The following is a 20361-nucleotide window of genomic DNA, read 5'->3' as shown; positions in this document are numbered from 1 at the left end:
ACCATGAGCACGCTCCGCACTGCCCTTCTCAACGCTGCTCTGACCATCGAAGAGCAGAAGCCCTGGCCGCGCATCGCCGTCGACGCCGACACCTGGCGCCAGGCAACACTGGCGATCGCCGCCGGCAACGCGACGCTTTCCGGCCTCTGGGCCGAACCGGGGGCCATACACATGGCCCTGCTTGACGACGACGACGGCGCGCTCATGGTGCTGAGTCTTGCCGCGCCCGAGGGCCGCTTTCCGTCGGTCGGCCTCACTCACCCGCCAGCCCAACGTCTCGAGCGGGCGATCGTCGATCTTTACGGCCTCGTTCCCGAGGGCATGCCGGACGATCGGCGCTGGCTCGATCACGACCGCTGGGGCGTTCGTGCCCCACTTGGCGCGGGCACCCCTGCCCCATCCGACGGCGCCCCCTACGCATTCCTGAAAGCCGAGGGTCCGCCCTTGCACCAGATCGCCGTAGGTCCGGTGCACGCCGGCATCATCGAGCCCGGCCATTTCCGCTTTTCGGCCAACGGCGAGATCGTCGTGCGCCTGGAGGAACGGCTCGGTTACGTTCACAAGGGAATCGAGGGACTGCTGACCGACACGACGCTGGAGGCGGCGGCCAAGGTGGTCGCTCGCGTTTCGGGCGACAGCACGGTCGCCTACTCCCTTGCCTTCGCGCGGGCAGCGGAGGCGGCCCTGGGCGTCGGGGTGCCACAGAGGGCGATCTGGTTGCGCGCGCTGATGGCCGAGCTCGAACGGCTTGCCAACCACCTCGGCGACATCGGCGGCATCTGCAACGACGCCGCCTTTGCGCTGATGCTCGCCCATTGCGGCATGCTGCGCGAGGAGGTGCTGCGCGCGGCCAAGGCCGTCTTCGGCCATAGGCTGATGATGGACCGCATCGTTCCCGGCGGCGTCACGTCGGATCTTCATGAGTCCGGGCCGATCAAGGCGCTGACCGCCCACATTCGCCAGCGCTTTCCTCGTCTGGTGGAGCTCTACGACAACACGGCTTCGTTGCAGAACCGAACCGTCTCGACGGGCCGCCTGTCGGCCGATCTCGCCCGTCGTTTCGGCGCCGGTGGACCGGTCGGCCGGGCTTCGGGCCGGGCGTTCGACGCTCGCAAGGCACCGGGCTATCCGCCTTATGGCGATCTCGACTTCAAGATGGTCAAACGGGAGAACGGGGACGTCGACAGCCGCATTTGGGTGCGCATCGACGAAGTCTACGAGAGCCTTGAGCTGATCGAACAGATCCTCGACCGACTGCCGCCCGGCCCGATCGCCTACCCGTTGGCGCCAGCGTTGCGAGAGCGCCGGGTGCCCCAGGCCGGCGGCCTGGCCAATGAGCCGCGCGATGGTACGACCGAGGGGCTTGCGATGATCGAAGGCTTCCGTGGCGACATACTGGTCTGGCTCAGAACGGACGAGACGGGGCGCGTGCTGAGAGGAACCGTGCGCGACCCGTCGGTCTTCCAGTGGCCGCTTCTGGAGGCAGCGATCAAGGGCGACATCGTCGCGGACTTTCCGCTCTGCAACAAGTCGTTCAACTGTTCCTATTCCGGCCACGATCTTTGAGACGGATGACCGATCATGCGTAGAATGCTGCTCGAGGGCTTGTTCCGACGGCCGGTGACCGAAGGCGTTCCGGCGGTCAGCGACGTCGAGGTCGAGACGCTGGCCGAACGGCTCGGAGTCGCGGCGCAGGCGCGGCTCGGCCGCAGCCTGTCGATCCGCGAGGTGGATGCCGGCTCGTGCAACGGCTGCGAGTTGGAAATCCATGCGCTCAACAACAGCTACTACGACGTCGAACGCTTCGGCCTGCGCTTCGTCGCCTCGCCGCGCCATGCCGACGTGCTGATGGTCACCGGACCGGTGACGGCCAACATGCGCGAGGGCCTCGAGCGCACCTATGCCGCGACGCCGGCCCCCAAATGGGTGGTGGCTGTTGGCGACTGCGCCGCCGGATGTGGCGTGTTCGGCAAGGGCTATGCGGTGATCGGCGCCGTTTCCGACGTCATTCCGGTCGATCTCGTCATCTCCGGTTGCCCGCCGGAGCCGATCGACATGCTGAAGGGACTGATCGGCCTCATCGAGGCGAGCGCCCGCGGCTAGAGGCGTCGGCCAAACCACCAGAGAATCAGCGGTTTGCGCCACGCGGCAATTTCCGCCACCGGACCATAGGCAGGCGCCTTGGCCAGCGCTCTGAGATAAGGTCCTACGAAGGCGAGCGGCAGAAACGCCGGTTTGGCACGCACGTCCGCCCCGGCGAGCGCGGAAAGCGCGCTGTCGAGGTGACCGGCGGCGCTGCTCCTGAGGCTGGCGAGAACACCCTCAAGCTCTCCGGCCTTGCGGCCATGGCGCACCTCGTCCGGCTCTATCCCGGCTGCTTTCAGAAGATCGGCGGGCAGATAGACCTGGTTGCGGCGCGCGTGGATCGGCAGAGCCCGCATCAGCCCGGTCAACGCATAAGCCACTCCGGCGTGCCCCGCGGCGTCGGCCACCTTCGGATCGGCGCCCTCGCAGAGCACCTGCGCGACCTCGAGGAACAGAACCGATGCCGTCTCGCCGGCATAGCCTTCGAGATCGTTCAACGTCGGCATGGCATCGTCATAGAGGTCGAAGCGTCGCGCCTCCAGCAGGTTGACGAAGCCGGATCGCCGCAGCGAAAAGCGACGGATGGTGTCGATCAAGGCGGCGGCGACGGGATGCCCGGCGACGTCCCCTCTCGCCTCCCCCTCAATGGCGTCAACCCACCATTGCAGACGAATCTCACCGGGCATCGCTTCGTGAATGGTCTCCCGGATGCGCGCGGCTTCATAGGAGAAGGCGTGGATGGCGAAAGCGTGCCGGCGCTTGTCGTCCGGCAGAAGTCCGTTGGCGAGCCAACGGTCGCGGTCGTGATCGCGAACGAGCTCCTCGCAATAGCGATAGGCGTCGTCGAGGCGAGCGGCGGGCGCCATCAGTCGACAGCCAGAAGCGCAGCGGCGAACCGGCGCCGTTCGCCCAGCATGACGTTGAACAACCGGACCGCGGCGCCCGTCGACATGGCTTCATGCTTGACGCCGCGTTCTCGCAGGACCCCGGCTAGGCCGCCCGTCACCGGAACGAGATCACGTCCGGTTCCGACAAGCAGCATGTCCAGTTCCACGGCCTCGTCGAAAACCTGGGCGAGGCTGTCGACGGTGATATCGGCGGGCGTGACCGCCGACCAGCCATGCACACCGGACGGAAGAATCAGGATCGAACCGCGATGTGACATGCCGCCAAAGCGGAAGCCGCCGTTGCCATAGGCTTCGACCGGCACCTGCTCGGGCAGATGCTGCTCGCGACGTTCCAAAGGACGGCCTCGCGGCACGAACAGCTTCATCGGCGATGCTCCGGAGGAGGCACGCCCGAACTCACGCCGGCTCGGCAGCCTCGTCGCTGTCATCCTCGACTTTTTTCGCCGACTTGTCGCCTGCCAATTGCGGATCGAGGAAGATCAGGACTGGCGCGGCGATGAAGATCGACGAATAGGTGCCGATCAGCACGCCGAACAGCATCGATCCCGTGAACGAGCGAATCACCTCGCCGCCGAAGATCACGAGCGCGGCAAGGGCGATAAGCGTTGTCAGCGCGGTGTTGGTCGTCCGGGTCAGCGTCTGGTTGATGGCGAGGTCGAGCAGGACGACGAGATTGAGACGCTTGTACTTACGGCGCATCTCTCGAATACGGTCGTAGACCACGACGGTGTCGTTCAGCGAGTAGCCGACGATGGTCAGGATGGCCGCGATCGACGACAGGTTGAACTCAACCTGAGTAATGGCAAAGAAGCCGATGGTCATCACCACGTCGTGCAGCGTCGCGATCACCGCTCCGAGCGAGTACTGCCACTCGAAACGGAACCAGACGTAGACCATGATGAGGCCGAGCGCCGTGATGATGCCGAGAATACCATTCTGGGCCAACTCGCCGGAAACACGGGGCCCGACCATTTCGGTGCGCCGATAGTCCACGCCATCACCGAGGGAAGCCTGCACCTTGCTGACAACAGCGGTCTGGGCCTCGTCGCCGCCCTCCTGGCGGGCGATGCGGATCAGCACGTCATCTTCCGCGCCGAACGACTGGACCTGTACTTCGCCGAGCCCCAAACCGTTGAGCTGGTTGCGAATTGCCTCCAGATCGGCAGCCCCGGACTTCATCTGGACTTCCATGAGCGTACCGCCCTGGAAGTCGATGCCGGTGTTCATGCCGTGGGTATAGAGCACTACGAAGCAAATGACCGACGCGAGGCCGGAGAAGAGGAAGCTCCACTTCCTCCACTTCATGAAGGGGATCTTGGTGTCGTCGGGAAATAGGCGAAGCAGGCGCATGATGGAGCCTCAGGGTCCGGATCAGAGCGGAACGACGGACGGCCGCCGATAGCGGACCCAGGTCGCCACCACCAGTCGGGTGAAGGTGATGGCCGTGAACATGGTGGTGACGATGCCGATCACGTGAGTGACCGCGAAGCCCTTGACGGGGCCGGACCCCATCTGGAACAGCACGATGGCAGCGATCAGCGTGGTGATGTTGGCATCGAGGATGGTGCCAAACGCACGGCGGAAACCGGCATCGATGGCAGACACAGGCGACCGGCCAAGCCGCTGTTCCTCGCGAATGCGCTCATAGATCAGCACGTTGCTGTCGACCGCCATGCCCATGGTCAGCACGATGCCGGCGATGCCGGGCAACGTCAGGGTTGCCTGCAATATGGTGATGATCGCCATGATCAGGATCAGGTTGACCACCAGTGCAAGGTTGGCGAACACGCCGAACAGGCCATAGGCCGCCAGCATGAAGATGACGACGGCGACTGTACCGATCAGCGCGGCACGCTCGCCGGCGGCAATCGAGTCGGCGCCAAGGCCCGGACCGACCGTGCGCTCCTCGGCAACCGACAGCTTGGCCGGCAGCGCGCCGGCGCGCAGCAGCACGGCGAGGTCATTGGCGGTTTCTACGGTGAAGTGGCCGGAAATCTGGCCCGAACCCTGGGTGATCGGCTCGTTGATGCGTGGCGCCGAGATGATCTCGTCGTCGAGCACGATCGCGAACAGCCGACCGACACTGTCGGTTGTCACCTGGGCGAATTTCCTGGCACCGGACGTCGACAGGCGGAAGGAAACCACCGGCTCGTTGGTCTGGCTCTGGAAGGATGTCTGGGCGTCGGTGAGGTCCTCGCCGGTCATCAACGGCGTCTCGTCGACCACCATCGGCATGCCGCCTTCCTTCTGCTTCAGAAGGATTTCGCCCGGCGGCAGGTTGCCCTTGGCGGCCTCATCGGCCGACACGTTGAGATCGACCAGATGGAAGGTCATCTGGGCGGTGCGACCGATGATGTTCTTGAGACGCGCCGGATCCTTTTCGCCCGGGGCTTCGACCAGAATGCGATCGGATCCCTGACGTTGGATCGACGGTTCGACGGCGCCCATCTGATCGACGCGGCGGCGGATGACTTCGATCGACTGCTGAACGACGGTGCCAAGCCGCTTCTCGAGGCCGGCCGACGAAAATCCGAGTCGCATCAGGCCGTCAGCCCCCTGATCGAACTGGAACTCGGTTACGGCGGCGCCACCAAGTGTGCCTGTCGACAGCGGATTGAGCAGATTGCCCAGGCGCTTGGCGGCCTCGTCCACCTTGTCGGCATCGCGGATCTTCAGCTGTACGACGTCGTCCTGGACACTCAGACCGGTGTAGCCGATGCGGGGTTCATCGCGCATCGCCTGGCGAATATCGCCCTCAAGCGCCTTGAGCCGCTTCTGCTTATAGTCGGTCACATCGATCTGATAGAGAAGGTAGACGCCTCCCTGCAGATCCAGGCCGAGGACAACTTGTCGTCCCGGAAGCCACGAGGGCCAGTATGACTTGATCTGGTCCGAGGTCAGGTAATTGGGGATAAGGACCACGAGCGCGACGAAAATCGTCAAGAGGATCGTGGTTACCTTCCAGCGGGAAAAATAGAGCATTTGCTGCCTCGGACCTTATTGGCCGAAAGCGGGCAGCCACGCTGCCCGCCTTTCATCTTGTGCCGACCGATCGGTCAGTTGCCTTCCTTGACGGGCTCGCCCTTGCTGCGAAGCTGCTGGACGAGACCGGCAGCGACGCGCACTTGCACCTTGGTCGTGCCGTCGCCCACATCGAGCAGAAGCTCGTTGCTGTCGTCGACGACCTTGAGAATCTTGCCGATCAGGCCGCCCTGCATCACTACCACGTCACCACGCCGCAGATTCTTCAACATGTCGCGGTGCTCCTTGGCCTTGCGCTGCTGCGGCCGAATGAGCAGGAAGTACATGATCACGAAGATCAGGATGAACGGCGCGAACTGGATGAGGAAATCGGTACTGCCGGGGGCCGCACCGGCCGCCTGGGCGTAAGCTGGGGTTACGAACATCGGGTCAACTCCATCGGCCCGCCGTCGCCCGCAAGCCGGACCGACGAGGCATTGAGACATCGAAGGGAGAGCGACATGCCGCCCATTCGAAAGTGGCCGGAATATACCTAGGCCGTTGGACTTTGCAAACCAAAGCTATGCGCCTCGGCCTCCGGATCGGGGCCTCTAGGTAGTCTCCGGCAGGATTTGCAGTGAAGCGTACCGGAAACGCCTCTCCAAGGTTTGCATCACCGCCCGGGGCGGACTAGAAAATGCCGAGAGAGTACCGCACGGTACACAAGGCGACGCAGACGGGCGAGAGGATGACCGACGTGAATGCTTCCCCCATCGAGACCCTGAACAACCACTTGGAGCGCATCGCCAGCCTTCTTGAGCGGCTGGTGCCCGCCCGGTTGGAAGCCCCCGACTTCGACGCAGCCGATGCCTTCGTCTTCGTCGCCGAGCCGGCTTCGCTGCAACCGGTCAACCGGGTCAATCGCGTCGAGATCGGTCTCCTCAAAGGCGTCGACCGCAATCGCGACATGATCGTCGCCAACACCGAGCGCTTCGCCCGCGGGCTCCCGGCCAACAACGTGCTTCTCTGGGGCGCACGCGGCATGGGCAAGTCCTCGCTGGTCAAGGCGTCGCAGGCGGAGGTCAATCGCCGCCTTGCCGGCCTTTCGGAGGTCACCCCGGTCAAGCTGATCGAGATTCATCGCGAGGATATCGAGAGCTTGCCCATTCTCATGAAGATGCTGCGCGACAGCCGGCACCGATTCATCCTGTTCTGTGACGACCTTTCGTTCGACCACGGCGATACCTCCTACAAATCGCTGAAGGCGGTGCTGGAAGGCGGTATCGAGGGGCGACCGGACAATGTCGTGTTCTATGCGACGTCGAATCGTCGCCATCTCCTGCCGCGCGACATGATGGAGAATGAACGAGCGACGGCGATCAACCCCGGCGAGGCGGTCGAGGAGAAGGTGTCGCTTTCGGACCGCTTCGGCCTTTGGATCGGCTTTCACAACTGCTCGCAAGATGATTATCTTGAAATGGTGCGCGGTTACGTCGCAGCCATGGCACTCGATGTCGATGCCGACCTGCTAAGAGCGGAAGCTCTCGAGTGGGAACGGACGCGCGGGGCGCGGTCGGGTAGAGTCGCCTGGCAATACGTTCAGGACCTCGCCGGCCGGCTGCGGCTCGCCGACTGACCGACGCGCATGGGAGGAGATTGAAGATGAACCGTGTCTTTGCGGTAGGCGCCGTGGTCTTGCTCGCCGGCTGCGTGTCGTCACCGGTGCCGGTCGTCTACAAGAGTGGATCGAGCTTTGCGGAGCGGCAGGCGGTGGCCGATCAATGCCGCATCGAGTCGCTCGAGAAAATCCCCCAGGCCATGATCACGGTCGTCCGACCGCCGGTATACCGACCCGGCTTTACCGAGTGCCGGGAAGATCCGGTGAATGGCCGCCGCTACTGCCGCGAGACCGGCGGCTTCGTCTATCCCGGCAGCAGAAGTACACGCGACGTCAATGCCGAGTTGCGGGAACGCTACATAGGTAGCTGCCTTCGCCGGTCGGGATTTGAAGTGATTGCAAAGCCGATCTGCGGCGGCGATGCCGGCGCCGCATATATGGCCGGCCGCGACAATCAGGCGCCAGCCGCCTCGCTCGCCTGCGTCACGGATGACGAACGGGTCATTCCGCGCGACTGGCGTTGATGTCCGGGGCCTATTGGAAGACACTTCGGGCTTGCCGAGACACTCGATCGGCCTTGTGGGGCACAGGGCGGGACGCAGGACTGCGATCCGATCCCTAGGTTGCAAATGAAAAAAACGGCGGCCGAAGCCGCCGAATTGAGGAAAATGTGCTGTCTCGCGCCTCGGCGCTCAGCCGCTGAGGTATGGCAACGGATCGACTGGCCGATTGCCATTGCGGATTTCGAAGTGAAGCTGCGGCCGGCTGACATTGCCGGTGGCGCCGACCTTGGCGATGGTCTGGCCGCGCAGAATGCTGTCTCCACGCTGGACCAGCACTTCGCTGGCATGGGCATAAGCCGACACGAAGCCGTTGGAATGCTTCACCAGCACCAGGTTGCCGAAGCCTTTCAGCTCGTTGCCGGCATAGATCACCTGACCGCCCTCCGCGGCCTTGATCGGCGTGCCCTCGGGCACCTCGATGTTGATGCCGTCGTTGCGCTCGCCGCCCGGCTTGACGCCGAAGGCGGAAATGACGCGACCGCGCACCGGCCAGCGGAAGCTGCCATCGGCGGCGCTTTCCACGCCCGACGATGTCGGCGTCGTGGCTTTGACGCTCGGCTGGGTTTGGCTGGGAGCCAGAGCGGCCACCTGCTGATTGGCTTGCTGGCCGGGCTTGTTGCCGGCCGGCGGCAACAGGCCGAGTTTGGCATCCGTCGCCGTGGTGGTCGTTGCCGTGGCCACGGTGGTGGTGGCGGCAGGCGCCGGCTTGCCGGGAGCCGCCGCGGCGACTTCGCTCGACACCGACTTCGGCGCCGGCGGCTTCGTGGGCGGCAACTGGCCGAGAATCTGCTGCCCAGGAGCGGTACCAGCTGCGGCGGCGGGCGCGGCAACGGCCGCGCTCTGCTGTCCGTAGGCGGGAATGACGATGTTCTGCCCCGGCGCCAGTTGAGCGCCGGCAACGAGGCCGTTGGCCGCCAACAACGACGATTCGGCAACGCCATAGCGGCGGGCGAGCACCTGCACCGTATCGCCCGGCTTGACGGTGACGGCGGTCCCGTTCGAAGGCGCCCAAGGCTGGGTAGCCGGAACCGCCCCCGTTGGCGGCGGAAGCGCAGCGGTCTGCCCGGGGCGAACGTAGGCACCGTTGTTGACGACGGCACCCGGCGCCGGGGGCAGCGTGCTCGAAGACACGGCGCCCGAGGACGGATAGGTGGAGGCCGGCGCCGCATAGGTCTGCTGCGTGTAGGCCGGTTGCGCATAGGCGGGCTGCGCGTAGGTCGCCTGGGAGTTTATGGATCCGGTCGGCATCGGATCGGCGCGCCCAATGATCTGATCCTGGTTGTCCGTCTCGGCAAACACGTTTCCGAAACGGCTGACGTCGCCGCTGCATCCGGCCGAAAAGCCGGCCAGTATGGCAACGGCGGCAACCTGGACCAGAAAGCGGGAGGTCCGGCAGATCGCTAGGTTACTCATGATCATCAGGTCTCGCCTGCTCGACTTCAACTGTAATGATTAAGCCGCAGTAACGTTGACAAAGGCTTAAAGCGAAGGGGCGACCCGCACCTGGAAGCCGCCAAACCCAGGGAAAACGGCGGATTTCCTCAAGACTTTAGGTGAACGAGCACGATCCGAACACGGAGACTCACAGTCGCCGGGCCACACCTTCCCGCAACGGGAACTGCCGGATCTTGCCAAGTTCGGCACGATGGAACAGTCGTCCATCGCGCGAGATTCGGACCAGTGTCTGCGTGTGGCCGGCCCCGACCGGAGCGACCAGCATCCCCTTGTCGGCGAGTTGGTCGAGGAGCGCCGTCGGCACCTTTTCAACCGCGCCATCGACGAGGATTCGATTGTAAGGCGCATGGCGGGTGAAGCCCTCCAGCCCATCACCGAGAAGAGTGATGACGTTGGAGATCTTCAAAGCCGAAAGCCGGTCCTCGGCGATGTCGATCAGGCTGCGAAACCTGTCCATCGTCACCACCTGGGCGGCGAGGTGGGCAAGAATGGCCGCCTGGAAACCGGAGCCGCAGCCCACTTCGAGCACCTTGTCGTTTGGTTCGACGGCCAGCGCAGACACCATCAAGGCCACCGTGGACGGGGCATTGATGGTCTGGCCGCATTCGATGGGCAACGATCGGTCGAGGTAGGCGCTTGCCTGATGAGACGCAGCCACGAACATGCGGCGCGGAACGAGCTCAAGGGCGCGCAACAGCCGGGTGTCGGTGACACCCATGCCGCGGAGCTTCATTGTGAGCTCCGCGATCGCCACCTTGTCAGGCTCGAAAGGCCTCATCGACACCATTCTCTCGCGCAATGCCACAAACATGAGTTGCGACGTTGCATTTATGACGGAGGTGTCAAAAGTAAGACGAACAGCCTTGAAAAAGCGTTTCGATCAGAACAGGGCCTGCAGTTTTTCCATGGCCGCCATGTCCGTCAGGTCGAGACGGAGCGGGCTCACGGAGACCTTGTTGCGCGAGATCGCGAATGCGTCGGTCCCTTGCGCGCACAGCATCTCACCGCGCTGGAAGGTGAGCCAGTAATAGGGCTTATGGCGCGCGTCGATACGCTTCTCGACGTCGATGCCATGGTCATAGGCAAAGTTGCCCTGCCGGGTCACCTCGATGCCGGCCACCTCGGATGGCTGGCAGTTGGGGAAGTTGACGTTGATGAAGGTGCCGTGGGCAATCCCCTGCTCCGTCAGTTTTCTGAGGATATCCGGACCCAGAGCCTCGGCGGTTTCGAAGGGAATGCGCCCCACGAAATCCTCGTAGGCCTGGCTGAGTGCCACTGCGGGAATGCCGAGCAAGGTCGCCTCGATGGCGCAGGCGACGGTTCCCGAGTAGGTGACATCGTCGGCCATGTTCGTACCGGCGTTGACACCCGACAGCACGAGATCGGGCCGACCGGGCAGCAGGTGGCGGACGCCCATGATCACGCAGTCGGTCGGCGTGCCACGCACGGCAAAGCGGCGTTCTTCGATTTTCCGCGCCCTGAGCGGATCGTGCAGCGTCAACGAGTGGGCAAAGCCCGACTGGTCGGTTTCCGGGGCGACCACCCAGACGTCGTCGCTGAGCGCACGGGCGATGTTCTCGAGTGCAGCGAGACCCGGTGCATGGATACCGTCATCGTTGGAGATCAGGATGCGCATGGCCGGGTCTTTCTCTTGCTGTTCAGACTTTTTCGATACGCGTGACGCCGCCCATCAGCGGCAGTAGCACATCCGGCACCGTCACCGTGCCATCCTCGTTCTGCCATGTTTCCATCACGGCTATGAGGGCGCGGCCCACGGCAACGCCCGACCCGTTCAGCGTGTGGACGAAACGGGTTCCCTTCGGCTCGCCGGTCGGACGATAGCGGGCGTTCATGCGCCGTCCCTGGAAATCGCCGCAAACGGAGCAGGATGAAATCTCGCGGAACCTCTTCTGGCCGGGCAACCAGACCTCGATGTCGTAGGTCTTGCGGCTGCCGAACCCCATGTCGCCGGTGCAGAGGGTCACGACGCGGTAGGCCAGCCCCAGGCGCTTCAGCACCTCTTCGGCACAGGCCAGCATGCGCTCGTGCTCTTCGATCGACTTTTCCTGGGCGGTGATGGAGACGAGTTCAACCTTGTTGAACTGGTGCTGGCGCAGCATGCCGCGCACGTCGCGGCCGGCCGAACCGGCTTCCGAGCGGAAGCAAGGCGTCAGAGCCGTAAGGCGCAGCGGCAGATCCTTCTCCTCCAGGATCTCCTCGCGAACGAGGTTGGTCAGAGGCACTTCGGCCGTCGGAATCAACCAGCGACCGTCGGTGGTCCTGAACAGATCCTCGGCGAACTTCGGCAACTGTCCGGTGCCATACATGACCTCATCGCGCACCATCAGCGGCGGAATCACCTCGGTGTAGCCATGCTCGATGGTATGGAGATTGATCATGAACTGGCCGAGCGCGCGCTCAAGGCGGGCGAGATGGCTCTTGACCACGGTAAAGCGAGCGCCGGCCAGCTTGGCGGCCCGCTCGAAGTCCATCATGCCGAGTCCTTCGCCCAGCTCGAAATGCTCCTTGGCCCAGTTGAACTGGCGCGGCTCGCCGAAGCGATGATGCTCGACGTTGGCGCTTTCATCCGGCCCGTCGGGCACGTCATCGAGCGGCGAGTTGGGAATCACCGACAGCGCGGCGTCCAGAGCGGCATCCAGCTCACGTTCCTTCGCCTCGCCGTCCTGGATGAACGACTTGATGCGCGCCACCTCCTCCATGAGTTCGGCGGCGCGAGCCTCGTCCTTGCCGGCCTTCGCCTTGCCGATTTCCTTGGAGGCGGCGTTGCGGCGCTCCTGCGCCTCCTGCAACGACTTGATGTTGGCCCGGCGCGCATCGTCGAGACGAACGGCCTCCGATACGGTGGCTTCGGCGAAGTCCGCCGACTGGCCGCGCCGCATCAGGGCGTGCTTCAGGGCTTCCGGATTGTCGCGAATCCACTTGATGTCGAGCATTGGCTTTCCCCGCGCGGCACGTCCGCCGGAGCCCTCGCATCAGCCTTCGGTGGTGGAGACGTCCCGGGACTCGCCGCGCTTGTTGATATACCTGACGGCAATAATGGACACTTCGTAGAGAAGCATCGTCGGAACCGCAAGCAGGATTTGGCTCATCGGGTCCGGCGGCGTCAGCACGGCGGCCACGATGAAGGCAAGCAGGATGGCGTAGCGGCGCCAGGATCTCAGTCCGGCCTCGGTGACGACGCCAACTCGCCCGAGCAGCGTGAGCACCACGGGCAACTGGAAGACGATACCGAAGGCGAAGATCAGCGTCATGATCAGTCCCAGGTATTCGGATACCTTGGGCAGCAGCTCGATCGCCGCCTGACCTTTGCCGCCAGCCTGCTGCATCGACAGGAAGAACATCATGATGGCGGGCATGACGAAGAAGAACACCATCAGCGCGCCGAGCAGGAACAGGATCGGGGTGGCGACGAGGAATGGCAGGAACGCCTGCCGCTCGTGCTTGTAGAGGCCCGGCGCCACGAACATGTAGATCTGGTTGGCGATGACCGGAAAAGCGACGAACAGAGCACCGAACAGCGCCAGCTTGAGCTGGGTGAAAAAGTACTCCTGCGGAGCGGTATAGATAAGCTTGACGCTCTGCTCGGCGCCCGCCGCCCGCTCATAGGGAATGACCAGGATGTTGAAGATGTCCTGGGCGAAGAAAAAGCAGATCAGGAAGCAGACAAGGATCGCCGCCACCGACTTCAGGAGGCGCGACCGCAGTTCGGCGAGATGCTCGATCAGAGGAGCCTTGGACGCCTCGATCTGGTCGTCTTCTTCTTTGGTGGTCATGCGGCGCTCCCGTCCTTGCTTCCGCCGGCAGCGGAGACCTCGGGTGCCTTCCCTTCAGCCGGCGTTGCCGTCTCTGCCGGAATCGATGGTTCGACCGGGCGAACGGTATCGACCGGCACCGGCTCGGCGACGGGCGTTTCGGCGACCGCCGCAGGCGGAGCGTCAGCCAAAGCGGCGGCTGGAGTCGATTCGACGGCCTTCGGAGGAATCGGCGCCGAGACCGACTTCTTGATGTCGTCACCGAAATTGCGCACGGGATCGAAGGTCTTCTTGAGATCGGTCAGCGGATTGGCGTTCTGAACGGTGGTCTTGAGGTCGGCGATATCCGCCTCTCGTTCGGCCTCGCGCAGCGCCTGATTGAATTGCGCCTGCATGTCGCCTGCCATGCGCCGCGCCTTGCCCACCAATTGGCCGACGGTCCTCAGGAGACGCGGCAAATCCTTGGTGGGGAAGACGATGAGCGCGACGATGGCGATCACCAGGATTTCCGTCCAGCCGACTTCAAACATCGCTCACTCGCCCACGATCGGCGCGCGCCGCACCACCCGGCGCGACGCCCCACAAAAGAACGCACGTCACAGGGGTCGATCAGACCCGCGGCGAATCGTCGGTCTTGTTCTCGACGGGCTTCGGCGGCGTTTCGTCGTCGTCAGACATGCCCTTCTTGAAGTTCTTGATGCCCTTGGCGAAATCACCCATCAGCTCAGGAATCTTGCCACGGCCACCAAACAGGATGAGGACGACGACCAAGACGATCAGCCAGTGCCAGATGCTCAACGAACCCATTTTTGTCTCCCGAGGGCGCACGCTTGCCCAAAAGTGGCGGCACTCTTGCACAACGGACGCCCCCTCGCAAGAAACCGAGGCAACGCTATGGATGAATTCCGGCTTTCTCAAGATAGTGACCAGCCCAAGGCCCCTAAGCATCATTCTTCAGGTGGCAGAGGCTCGTAGTCCTGGAAATCGAGTTCGGTCAGCGGATCCTCGTCGGGCATCAGCGTGTCCGATGCGTTGGGAGTCGGAACGCGGAATCCGGGAGGCACCGCCCCTTCGAGGAAGCCCGCCGCCTTGAGATCGTCGACGCCAGGGAGATCGGTCACCGCATCGAGGCCAAAATGGACGAGGAAGGCTTCGGTGGTTCCGTAGGTGAGCGGGCGTCCCGGCGTACGGCGGCGGCCGCGCATGCGAATCCAGCCGGTTTCCATCAGCACGTCCAGCGTTCCCTTGTTGGTGGCGACTCCGCGAATCTCCTCGATCTCGGCTCTGGTAACCGGCTGGTGGTAGGCGATGATGGCCAACGTCTCAAGCGCGGCACGCGACAGCTTTTTCGGTTCCACCTGCTCGCGTGTCAGAAGATGGGCAAGGTCGGGCGCCGTTCGAAACATCCACTTGCCGGCCACTTCCACGAGGTTGACGCCCCGCGATGCGTAAATGGTGCGAAGATCGACGAGCACCCGGGACACATCGGTGCCGGGCGCGAGCCGCTCGGCGAGTTCCTCGGCCCCGACAGGCTGCGCCGAGGCAAACAGGATCGCTTCGGCGCCACGAATCGCCGTCATCCAGGCCTCGTACTCGGCCGGATCGCGATCGCCGGCAAACAGACGCAACTGGCCGTGTGGCGTATCGTCGCTGGTGCCCGAACGGCTCATTGATCGCCCTCCTCATCCGGCACGCCCGCGACTCCCTTGCCCTTGCGCATGTAGAGAGGGGCGAAAGGCGCGGACTGCATCAGCTCCATTCGTCCCTCACGGACCAGTTCCAGCGATGCCGAAAAGGCCGAAGCACGAACGGTGGCCCGAGATTCCGGGCCGGTCATGTAGCGGATCAGATAGTCCTCGATCGGCGCCCAATCGGGAATCGCCCCGATCAGCCGTTCGAGAAGATCGCGCGCGTCCGCCAGCGCCCAGACCTGCCGCTTTCGTACCGTGTGGACGCGCACCATGTCGCGCTGCCGCTGCCTGCCGTAGGCATCGAGCAGGTCGAACAGGCTGGCCTCCCAGAGAGAGCGCCGCACGAGCCCCATTTCCTCCGGCGCGCCGCGCGGCAGAACGTCGCGTCCCAGCCGCGAACGGTCGACAAGCCGTCCGGCCAGGATGCGGATTCCTTCGAGCCGCTTCAGGCGCATCGCCAGCATGCCGGCGAGCTCCTCGGCGGAAGGTTCATCTCCGGGCGTTTCGTCGGGCGGCAGCATCAGCCGCGACTTCAGGTAGGCGAGCCAGGCGGCCATGACGAGATAGTCGGCCGCCAGCTCCAACCGGCGTTCGCCCAGCCTTTCGATGAAGGCCAGATACTGATCGGCCAAGGCTAGGATGGAGATGCGGGCGAGGTCTACCTTCTGATTGCGAGCCAGCGTCAGCAACAGGTCCAGCGGACCTTCGAATCCGTCGACATCGACCACGAAAGCCTCTCCGGCCGTCGCATCAATGTCGAGCCGGGTTTCGCTCCATTCGTCCTTCGTCGCCATGGAAGGCCGTTTCACCCCACGTTGCGCCACTCACACGGCGACGGCATCGTAAGCGACCAGCGCGGCGTCAAGCCGGGCAAGAACGCCGTCCGCATCATCATGCGGCGATCCCCCGCGCGCCTTCAATGCCCTTTCCGCCCGCGCAGCCGCTTTTCCAACGAGTTCGGGCGACTCAGCCGCGACGGCCGTCATCTCGGTCAGGTCGCCGGAGCAGTGGAGCGCGATATCGCAACCGGCGGCAAGCGTTGCGCGCGCCCGCTCGGCGATGGTTCCCTTCAGCGCGTTCATCGACAGGTCGTCCGAAAAGAGAAGACCGTCGAAACCGATGCGGCCACGTATGACGTCCTCGATGACGATTGGAGACTGGGTCGCCGGACGGGCGGGATCGATGGCCGTATAGACGAGGTGGGCCGTCATCGCCGCCGGCAGATCAGCCAGCGCCGCGAAAGGAATGAAATCCGAGGCGGCAAGACGTTCGAGATCGGCCTCGACCACCGGCAGCTCGTGATGGCTGTCGACACAGGCGCGACCATGCCCAGGCACATGCTTGATCACCGGCAATAAGCCGGCCGCCATCAGACCCTCGGCAAAGGCCCGGCCGGCGGAGGCCACCAAATTCGGCCGCTCGCCATAACTGCGGTCGCCGATCGCCGGGGTCATGTCCGGCGTCGCGATATCGAGACAGGGCGCGCAGTCGACGTCGATTCCAACGGCGGCGAGATCGTCGCCGATCAGATGGGCGACGTCGGCGATCAGCCTGTCATCGCCGGCCAGCGCCGCAGCGCCGGCCAGCCGGCGGCCCGAGGGATACTTGCGCCAGTGCGGTGCGGTCAGGCGCTGTACGCGCCCCCCCTCCTGGTCGACCAGAACAGGCGCCTGCCAGCCCACGGCATCGCGGAAATCGCCAGTCAGGCGCTTCAACTGGTCCGGGCCTTCGACGTTGCGACGGAACAGGATGAGCCCCCAGGGCGATGCCTCGGCCAGGAACGCACGCTCCTCGACCGAAAGCACCGTTCCCTCGAGTCCGGTCACGAAAGCGCGAGACATGGGCGGTTCTCCAAATGGAAGACCGCGCCGGATGCCATCCCGGCACCTCGACGCGGCCAACTGTCATCTGCCTGCCTTCAGCGCGCGATCAGGCAGTCGCCACCGGCCGAACGAAGCTGTTCGCAGAGATCCACGGCGGCGTTCCTGGTCGGGGCACCGACACGAGCCCGGTAGTAGACACCCTTGGAGCCGAGGTCGGCTTGCTGAATGTCGACGGTCGCCGAACCCAAGATCGATGGAAACTTGCGCTGAAGCGCGGCGAATGCCGAACGTGCCGCTTCTTCGCTTCGCTGCGACGACAGCTGCACATAGGCGCCGGCTCCACCGGAAGCCGCGGGCGCAGGCGTCGCCTGCGTGGCCGCCGGCAAGCTGGCGACCTCGGTGGGAGCGGCGGGTTGCGGCTGCGAGGCGGCAGCCGTCAGATCGAGCGGCCCGGACGACGGGGCGGCGGACGGAGCCGAAGGCTTGGCGGGCGGCAACGGCGCCAAAGTCCCGGCCGGCACCGACGCGGTCGTCTCGACCGAGGCACCCGCTTCCGGACCGGCTACGGCGGCAAGATTGATCGGCATCGACTGACCCGATGCATCGGTCAGGTTACTCGGCGGCAAGCCTTGCGGCGCGGCCGGCGAGTCGGCAGCCACCGTCTGATTGTTCGAAGCGAGTGGCGGCAGGCCGATGCCCGTCTCGGAATCGTCGCTCGCGCTCGGCGTGTCGGTCGCAGTTTCGCTGCGGGCGATGATCTGGCCTGCGCCATCACTGGGCGACGGCGACGCCGCACCGCTGGTGCCCGCCGTGTCGGCCGGCGTTTCGATCAGAGATCCATCGGGCCGAACCAGAACCGTGCGAACACGACGGGGGCCGGTCTCGTTGGGGTCGAAGCCGGTCGGAAGCTCCGCCTCGACCTCCTGGCCATCGGGCAACGTGATGCGCGAGACGTGCGGCGTGACGGACGGCAACTCAGGCACGTCGCCGCTACGGGCAACCAGACGTTCCTCGCTCTTGGGCGGAGCGCCACCCACCGTGTCGTAAACCGAGGCGCCTTCTGCGGACGCGACGACTTCCTTGGCGTTGGGGTCGGGCTTGACCTTGTAGGGGCCGTCCGGCGCCTTCACCACCACCGCCTCGCCAAACCCGGCACCGCCGCCCAGGAAGGCCCAACCGGCGAAGCCGGCGGCCAGCAAGAGAACGGCAGCAGCGGCGGCAGCCATGAGACGGCGACGGCCACGCGTTTCGGATGGCTCGGCTTCGACGCCACCCGTGTGCGGCGGCAGAACACCGAACTCGTCGACGACCGGGTCGACGCCGTCGCGCTCGAATTCGGCCATGAACTCGTCGAGCGCCTGATCGTCCCAAGGATCGTAGGCCTTGCTGGCCTTGCGAACATTGACCGGCTTGTAGACCTGGCCAGTGCGCATATCGACCGGGTTCATCGAGGCGATGTCCTGCTCCAGTTCGGCGGCAAGGGCGTCGACGAACTGGTCCATGTCGGCGTCGCTGGCTTGGCGGCCGTTCAGGACATCCTCGTAGTAGCGCTCATCGTCGGCAAGATGCTCGTTGTCGACGGATACGGCAGGCCGCATCTGCGATTGTTCGGCTGCGCTGCTCCTAACCATCGGCGTAGCTCTTCCCGTCTTTCTTCGCCATCGCCAGGACCGAACGATCCGTCGAGGCTACCTCATCTCTTCGGGCGCATTGACGCCGAGAACCTCAAGGCCCGAAGCAAGAACGTTCCGGACTGCCCTGACCAGAGCCAAGCGCGCGTGAGTCAACAGTGGTTCATCAGGGTTAACAAAACGCAAACTTACATTATCCTTGCCGGCGTTCCAGTGGCCATGAAAATCGCTGGCGAGCTCATACAGATAAAATGCAACGCGATGTGGCTCGTGCGTATCGGCCGCCGCGTCGATAATCCGAGGGAATTCCGCCAGCTTCCGGATCAGCGCCAGTTCGGACGGATCGGCCAGCAAGTGAAGCGGTGCCTTCGACTCGTCGGCCGCGGCGACATCGGGCGCCACCTCGCGCGCCTGCCGCAGGATCGAATGGCAGCGGGCATGGGCATACTGGACATAGAAGACCGGGTTGTCCTTGCTCTGCTCCTTCACCTTCACGAAGTCGAAGTCCAGCGGCGCATCGTTCTTGCGCATCAGCATCATGAAGCGCACGGCATCCCGGCCGACTTCCTCGACGACTTCGGCCAGAGTGACGAAATCGCCGGAGCGCTTGCTCATCTTCACCGGCTCACCGCCGCGATAGAGCTTCACCAACTGGCACAGGCGAACGATCACTTCGATGGAGCCACCTGAAATGGCGCTGCCCACGGCCTCCAGACGCTTCACGTAGCCGCCGTGATCGGCACCGAGAATGAAGATCATCTGCTTGAATCCGCGCAGATACTTCGAGCGCATGTAAGCGACGTCGGCCGCAAAATAGGTATAGCTGCCATCGGACTTGACGAGCGGCCGGTCGACGTCGTCGCCAGCGGTCGAGGACCGGAACAGTACCTGCTCGCGGTCTTCCCAGTCCTCCGGCAACTGCCCCTTGGGCGGCGGCAAGCGGCCATCGTAAACCAGATCGCGCTTGCGGAACTCCTCGATCATCTCGGCGATCTCCGAGGGCTCGGCGCCGCGCGGATCGTGCAACGTCTTCTCCGAGAAGAACAGGTCGTGCCGAACGCCCAGCAGGGCCAGGTCGTCGCGGATCATGTCCATCATCATGTCGACGGCGAGTTTTTTGACGACCGGCAGCCACTCGGCTTCCGGCATCGTCAGCAACCGGTCGCCCCAGGTGGCCTTGAGCGCCTCGCCAACCGGCTTCAGGTAGTCGCCGGGATAGAGCCCTTCCGGTATCTCGATCGTCTCGCCCAACGCCTCGCGATAGCGCAGGAAGACGGACCGGGCCAGAACATCGATCTGGCCGCCGGCGTCGTTGATGTAGTATTCCTTTGTGACATCGAAGCCCGCCTTGGCCAGAAGCCGGGCGAGAGCGTCGCCAACCACGGCGCCCCGGCAATGACCGACGTGCATGGGACCGGTCGGGTTGGCCGAGACATACTCGACGTTGACCTTGAGGCCCTTGCCGAGACGGGTTGCACCAACGTCGAGCCCCTGGGCAAGCGAGGTCTTCAGGAAGCCCGTCCAGAATGCCGGCGACAGGCGGAGGTTGATGAATCCGGGGCCGGCCACTTCGACCGCTTCCACGTCCGCATCGGTCCTCAGCACAGCGGCGATCTCCTCGGCGAGGTCGCGCGGCTTCCGGCCCAAGGGCTTTGCCAGGAGCATGGCGGCGTTGGTAGCGACATCGCCATGGCTCGCATCGCGCGGCGGTTCGACGGCAACGCGGGAAAGCGCATCGGCCGGAACGTCAAGCGACAAGGAAGCGATGGCGGAGCGAACGCGCTCGCCGAACACCTGGAAGATATTCATCGGGTACCTCGTGGGAGCCGGATTTCCGGCCGATCGGCGAGGGG

General features: G+C 64.4%; 21 protein-coding genes. 4 read left to right on the top strand and 17 right to left on the bottom strand.

The window, feature by feature from the left end:
* The first annotated feature begins 3 nt into the window (after positions 1–3).
* Both QQZ18_RS00525 and QQZ18_RS00520 read left to right on the top strand, forming a co-directional pair.
* On the top strand, positions 4–1566 hold the full coding sequence (locus QQZ18_RS00525; RefSeq protein WP_284537326.1) for a hydrogenase large subunit: 1563 nt from the start codon (positions 4–6) through the stop codon (positions 1564–1566).
* Positions 1567–1581: 15 nt separating this feature from the next.
* Positions 1582–2103 carry an NADH-quinone oxidoreductase subunit B family protein gene (locus QQZ18_RS00520; protein ID WP_284537325.1) on the top strand — a complete coding sequence of 174 codons (522 nt, stop codon included), beginning with the start codon at positions 1582–1584 and terminating at the stop codon, positions 2101–2103.
* Here QQZ18_RS00520 and QQZ18_RS00515 read toward each other — a convergent pair.
* The 5 genes from QQZ18_RS00515 to yajC form a co-directional block, all read right to left on the bottom strand.
* Positions 2100–2951, bottom strand: a complete 852-nt coding sequence (locus QQZ18_RS00515; protein WP_284537324.1) for a phytoene/squalene synthase family protein — start codon at positions 2949–2951, stop codon at positions 2100–2102. The two genes, QQZ18_RS00520 and QQZ18_RS00515, sit on opposite strands and share 4 nt — an antisense overlap.
* Complete coding sequence (locus QQZ18_RS00510) at positions 2951–3358, bottom strand: Mth938-like domain-containing protein (RefSeq protein WP_284537323.1); 408 nt, start codon at positions 3356–3358, stop codon at positions 2951–2953. The genes QQZ18_RS00515 and QQZ18_RS00510 overlap by 1 nt, the downstream gene beginning before the upstream one ends.
* Before the next feature lie 31 nt (positions 3359–3389).
* Positions 3390–4343, bottom strand: a complete 954-nt coding sequence (secF, locus tag QQZ18_RS00505; protein WP_284537322.1) for a protein translocase subunit SecF — start codon at positions 4341–4343, stop codon at positions 3390–3392.
* Between the two features lie 21 nt (positions 4344–4364).
* The gene (secD, locus tag QQZ18_RS00500; protein ID WP_284537321.1) at positions 4365–5975 is read right to left on the bottom strand and encodes a protein translocase subunit SecD; all 1611 of its coding nucleotides are present in this window, start codon (positions 5973–5975) and stop codon (positions 4365–4367) included.
* A gap of 74 nt (positions 5976–6049) precedes the next feature.
* Positions 6050–6400 (bottom strand): preprotein translocase subunit YajC, encoded by a 351-nt coding sequence (yajC, locus tag QQZ18_RS00495; RefSeq protein ID WP_284537320.1) that lies wholly within the window; start codon positions 6398–6400, stop codon positions 6050–6052.
* A 302-nt stretch (positions 6401–6702) separates the two neighbouring features.
* On the opposite strand from yajC, the gene QQZ18_RS00490 reads away from it, so the two are divergent.
* On the top strand, positions 6703–7590 hold the full coding sequence (locus QQZ18_RS00490) for an ATP-binding protein (protein WP_284538733.1): 888 nt from the start codon (positions 6703–6705) through the stop codon (positions 7588–7590).
* A gap of 26 nt (positions 7591–7616) precedes the next feature.
* The gene (locus QQZ18_RS00485) at positions 7617–8096 is read left to right on the top strand and encodes a hypothetical protein (protein WP_284537319.1); all 480 of its coding nucleotides are present in this window, start codon (positions 7617–7619) and stop codon (positions 8094–8096) included.
* Positions 8097–8264: 168 nt separating this feature from the next.
* On the opposite strand, the gene QQZ18_RS00480 is transcribed toward QQZ18_RS00485, so the two are convergent.
* The 12 genes from QQZ18_RS00480 to argS all read right to left on the bottom strand — a co-directional run bounded on the left by QQZ18_RS00480 (position 8265) and on the right by argS (position 20317).
* Positions 8265–9548 (bottom strand): peptidoglycan DD-metalloendopeptidase family protein, encoded by a 1284-nt coding sequence (locus QQZ18_RS00480; RefSeq protein WP_284537318.1) that lies wholly within the window; start codon positions 9546–9548, stop codon positions 8265–8267.
* A gap of 169 nt (positions 9549–9717) precedes the next feature.
* The gene (locus tag QQZ18_RS00475) at positions 9718–10368 is read right to left on the bottom strand and encodes a protein-L-isoaspartate(D-aspartate) O-methyltransferase (protein ID WP_284537317.1); all 651 of its coding nucleotides are present in this window, start codon (positions 10366–10368) and stop codon (positions 9718–9720) included.
* Positions 10369–10470: 102 nt separating this feature from the next.
* A complete protein-coding gene (surE, locus tag QQZ18_RS00470) occupies positions 10471–11226 on the bottom strand; it encodes a 5'/3'-nucleotidase SurE (protein ID WP_284537316.1) in 756 nt (251 codons plus the stop codon).
* A 22-nt stretch (positions 11227–11248) separates the two neighbouring features.
* Positions 11249–12544, bottom strand: a complete 1296-nt coding sequence (gene serS / locus QQZ18_RS00465; protein ID WP_284537315.1) for a serine--tRNA ligase — start codon at positions 12542–12544, stop codon at positions 11249–11251.
* A gap of 39 nt (positions 12545–12583) precedes the next feature.
* Complete coding sequence (tatC, locus tag QQZ18_RS00460; protein ID WP_284537314.1) at positions 12584–13384, bottom strand: twin-arginine translocase subunit TatC; 801 nt, start codon at positions 13382–13384, stop codon at positions 12584–12586.
* Entirely contained in the window at positions 13381–13893 is a 513-nt protein-coding gene (gene tatB / locus QQZ18_RS00455; RefSeq protein ID WP_284537313.1) for a Sec-independent protein translocase protein TatB, read from the bottom strand. The genes tatC and tatB overlap by 4 nt, the downstream gene beginning before the upstream one ends.
* A gap of 79 nt (positions 13894–13972) precedes the next feature.
* A complete protein-coding gene (locus QQZ18_RS00450) occupies positions 13973–14170 on the bottom strand; it encodes a twin-arginine translocase TatA/TatE family subunit (RefSeq protein WP_284537312.1) in 198 nt (65 codons plus the stop codon).
* Between the two features lie 140 nt (positions 14171–14310).
* Complete coding sequence (gene scpB / locus QQZ18_RS00445) at positions 14311–14943, bottom strand: SMC-Scp complex subunit ScpB (RefSeq protein ID WP_284538731.1); 633 nt, start codon at positions 14941–14943, stop codon at positions 14311–14313.
* An 86-nt stretch (positions 14944–15029) separates the two neighbouring features.
* Positions 15030–15848, bottom strand: a complete 819-nt coding sequence (locus QQZ18_RS00440) for a segregation and condensation protein A (protein WP_284537311.1) — start codon at positions 15846–15848, stop codon at positions 15030–15032.
* A gap of 30 nt (positions 15849–15878) precedes the next feature.
* The gene (nagZ, locus tag QQZ18_RS00435; RefSeq protein WP_284537310.1) at positions 15879–16895 is read right to left on the bottom strand and encodes a beta-N-acetylhexosaminidase; all 1017 of its coding nucleotides are present in this window, start codon (positions 16893–16895) and stop codon (positions 15879–15881) included.
* Between the two features lie 77 nt (positions 16896–16972).
* Positions 16973–18508 (bottom strand): SPOR domain-containing protein, encoded by a 1536-nt coding sequence (locus QQZ18_RS00430; RefSeq protein WP_284537309.1) that lies wholly within the window; start codon positions 18506–18508, stop codon positions 16973–16975.
* A 57-nt stretch (positions 18509–18565) separates the two neighbouring features.
* Complete coding sequence (gene argS / locus QQZ18_RS00425) at positions 18566–20317, bottom strand: arginine--tRNA ligase (protein ID WP_284537308.1); 1752 nt, start codon at positions 20315–20317, stop codon at positions 18566–18568.
* Between the last annotated feature and the right edge of the window lie 44 nt (positions 20318–20361).

The sequence above is a fragment of the Pleomorphomonas sp. T1.2MG-36 genome (assembly GCF_950100655.1).
Taxonomy (GTDB): Bacteria; Pseudomonadota; Alphaproteobacteria; order Rhizobiales; family Pleomorphomonadaceae; genus Pleomorphomonas.
The sequence above is the reverse complement of the archived record's forward strand: the minus strand, read 5'-3'. Positions and strand labels throughout refer to the sequence as shown.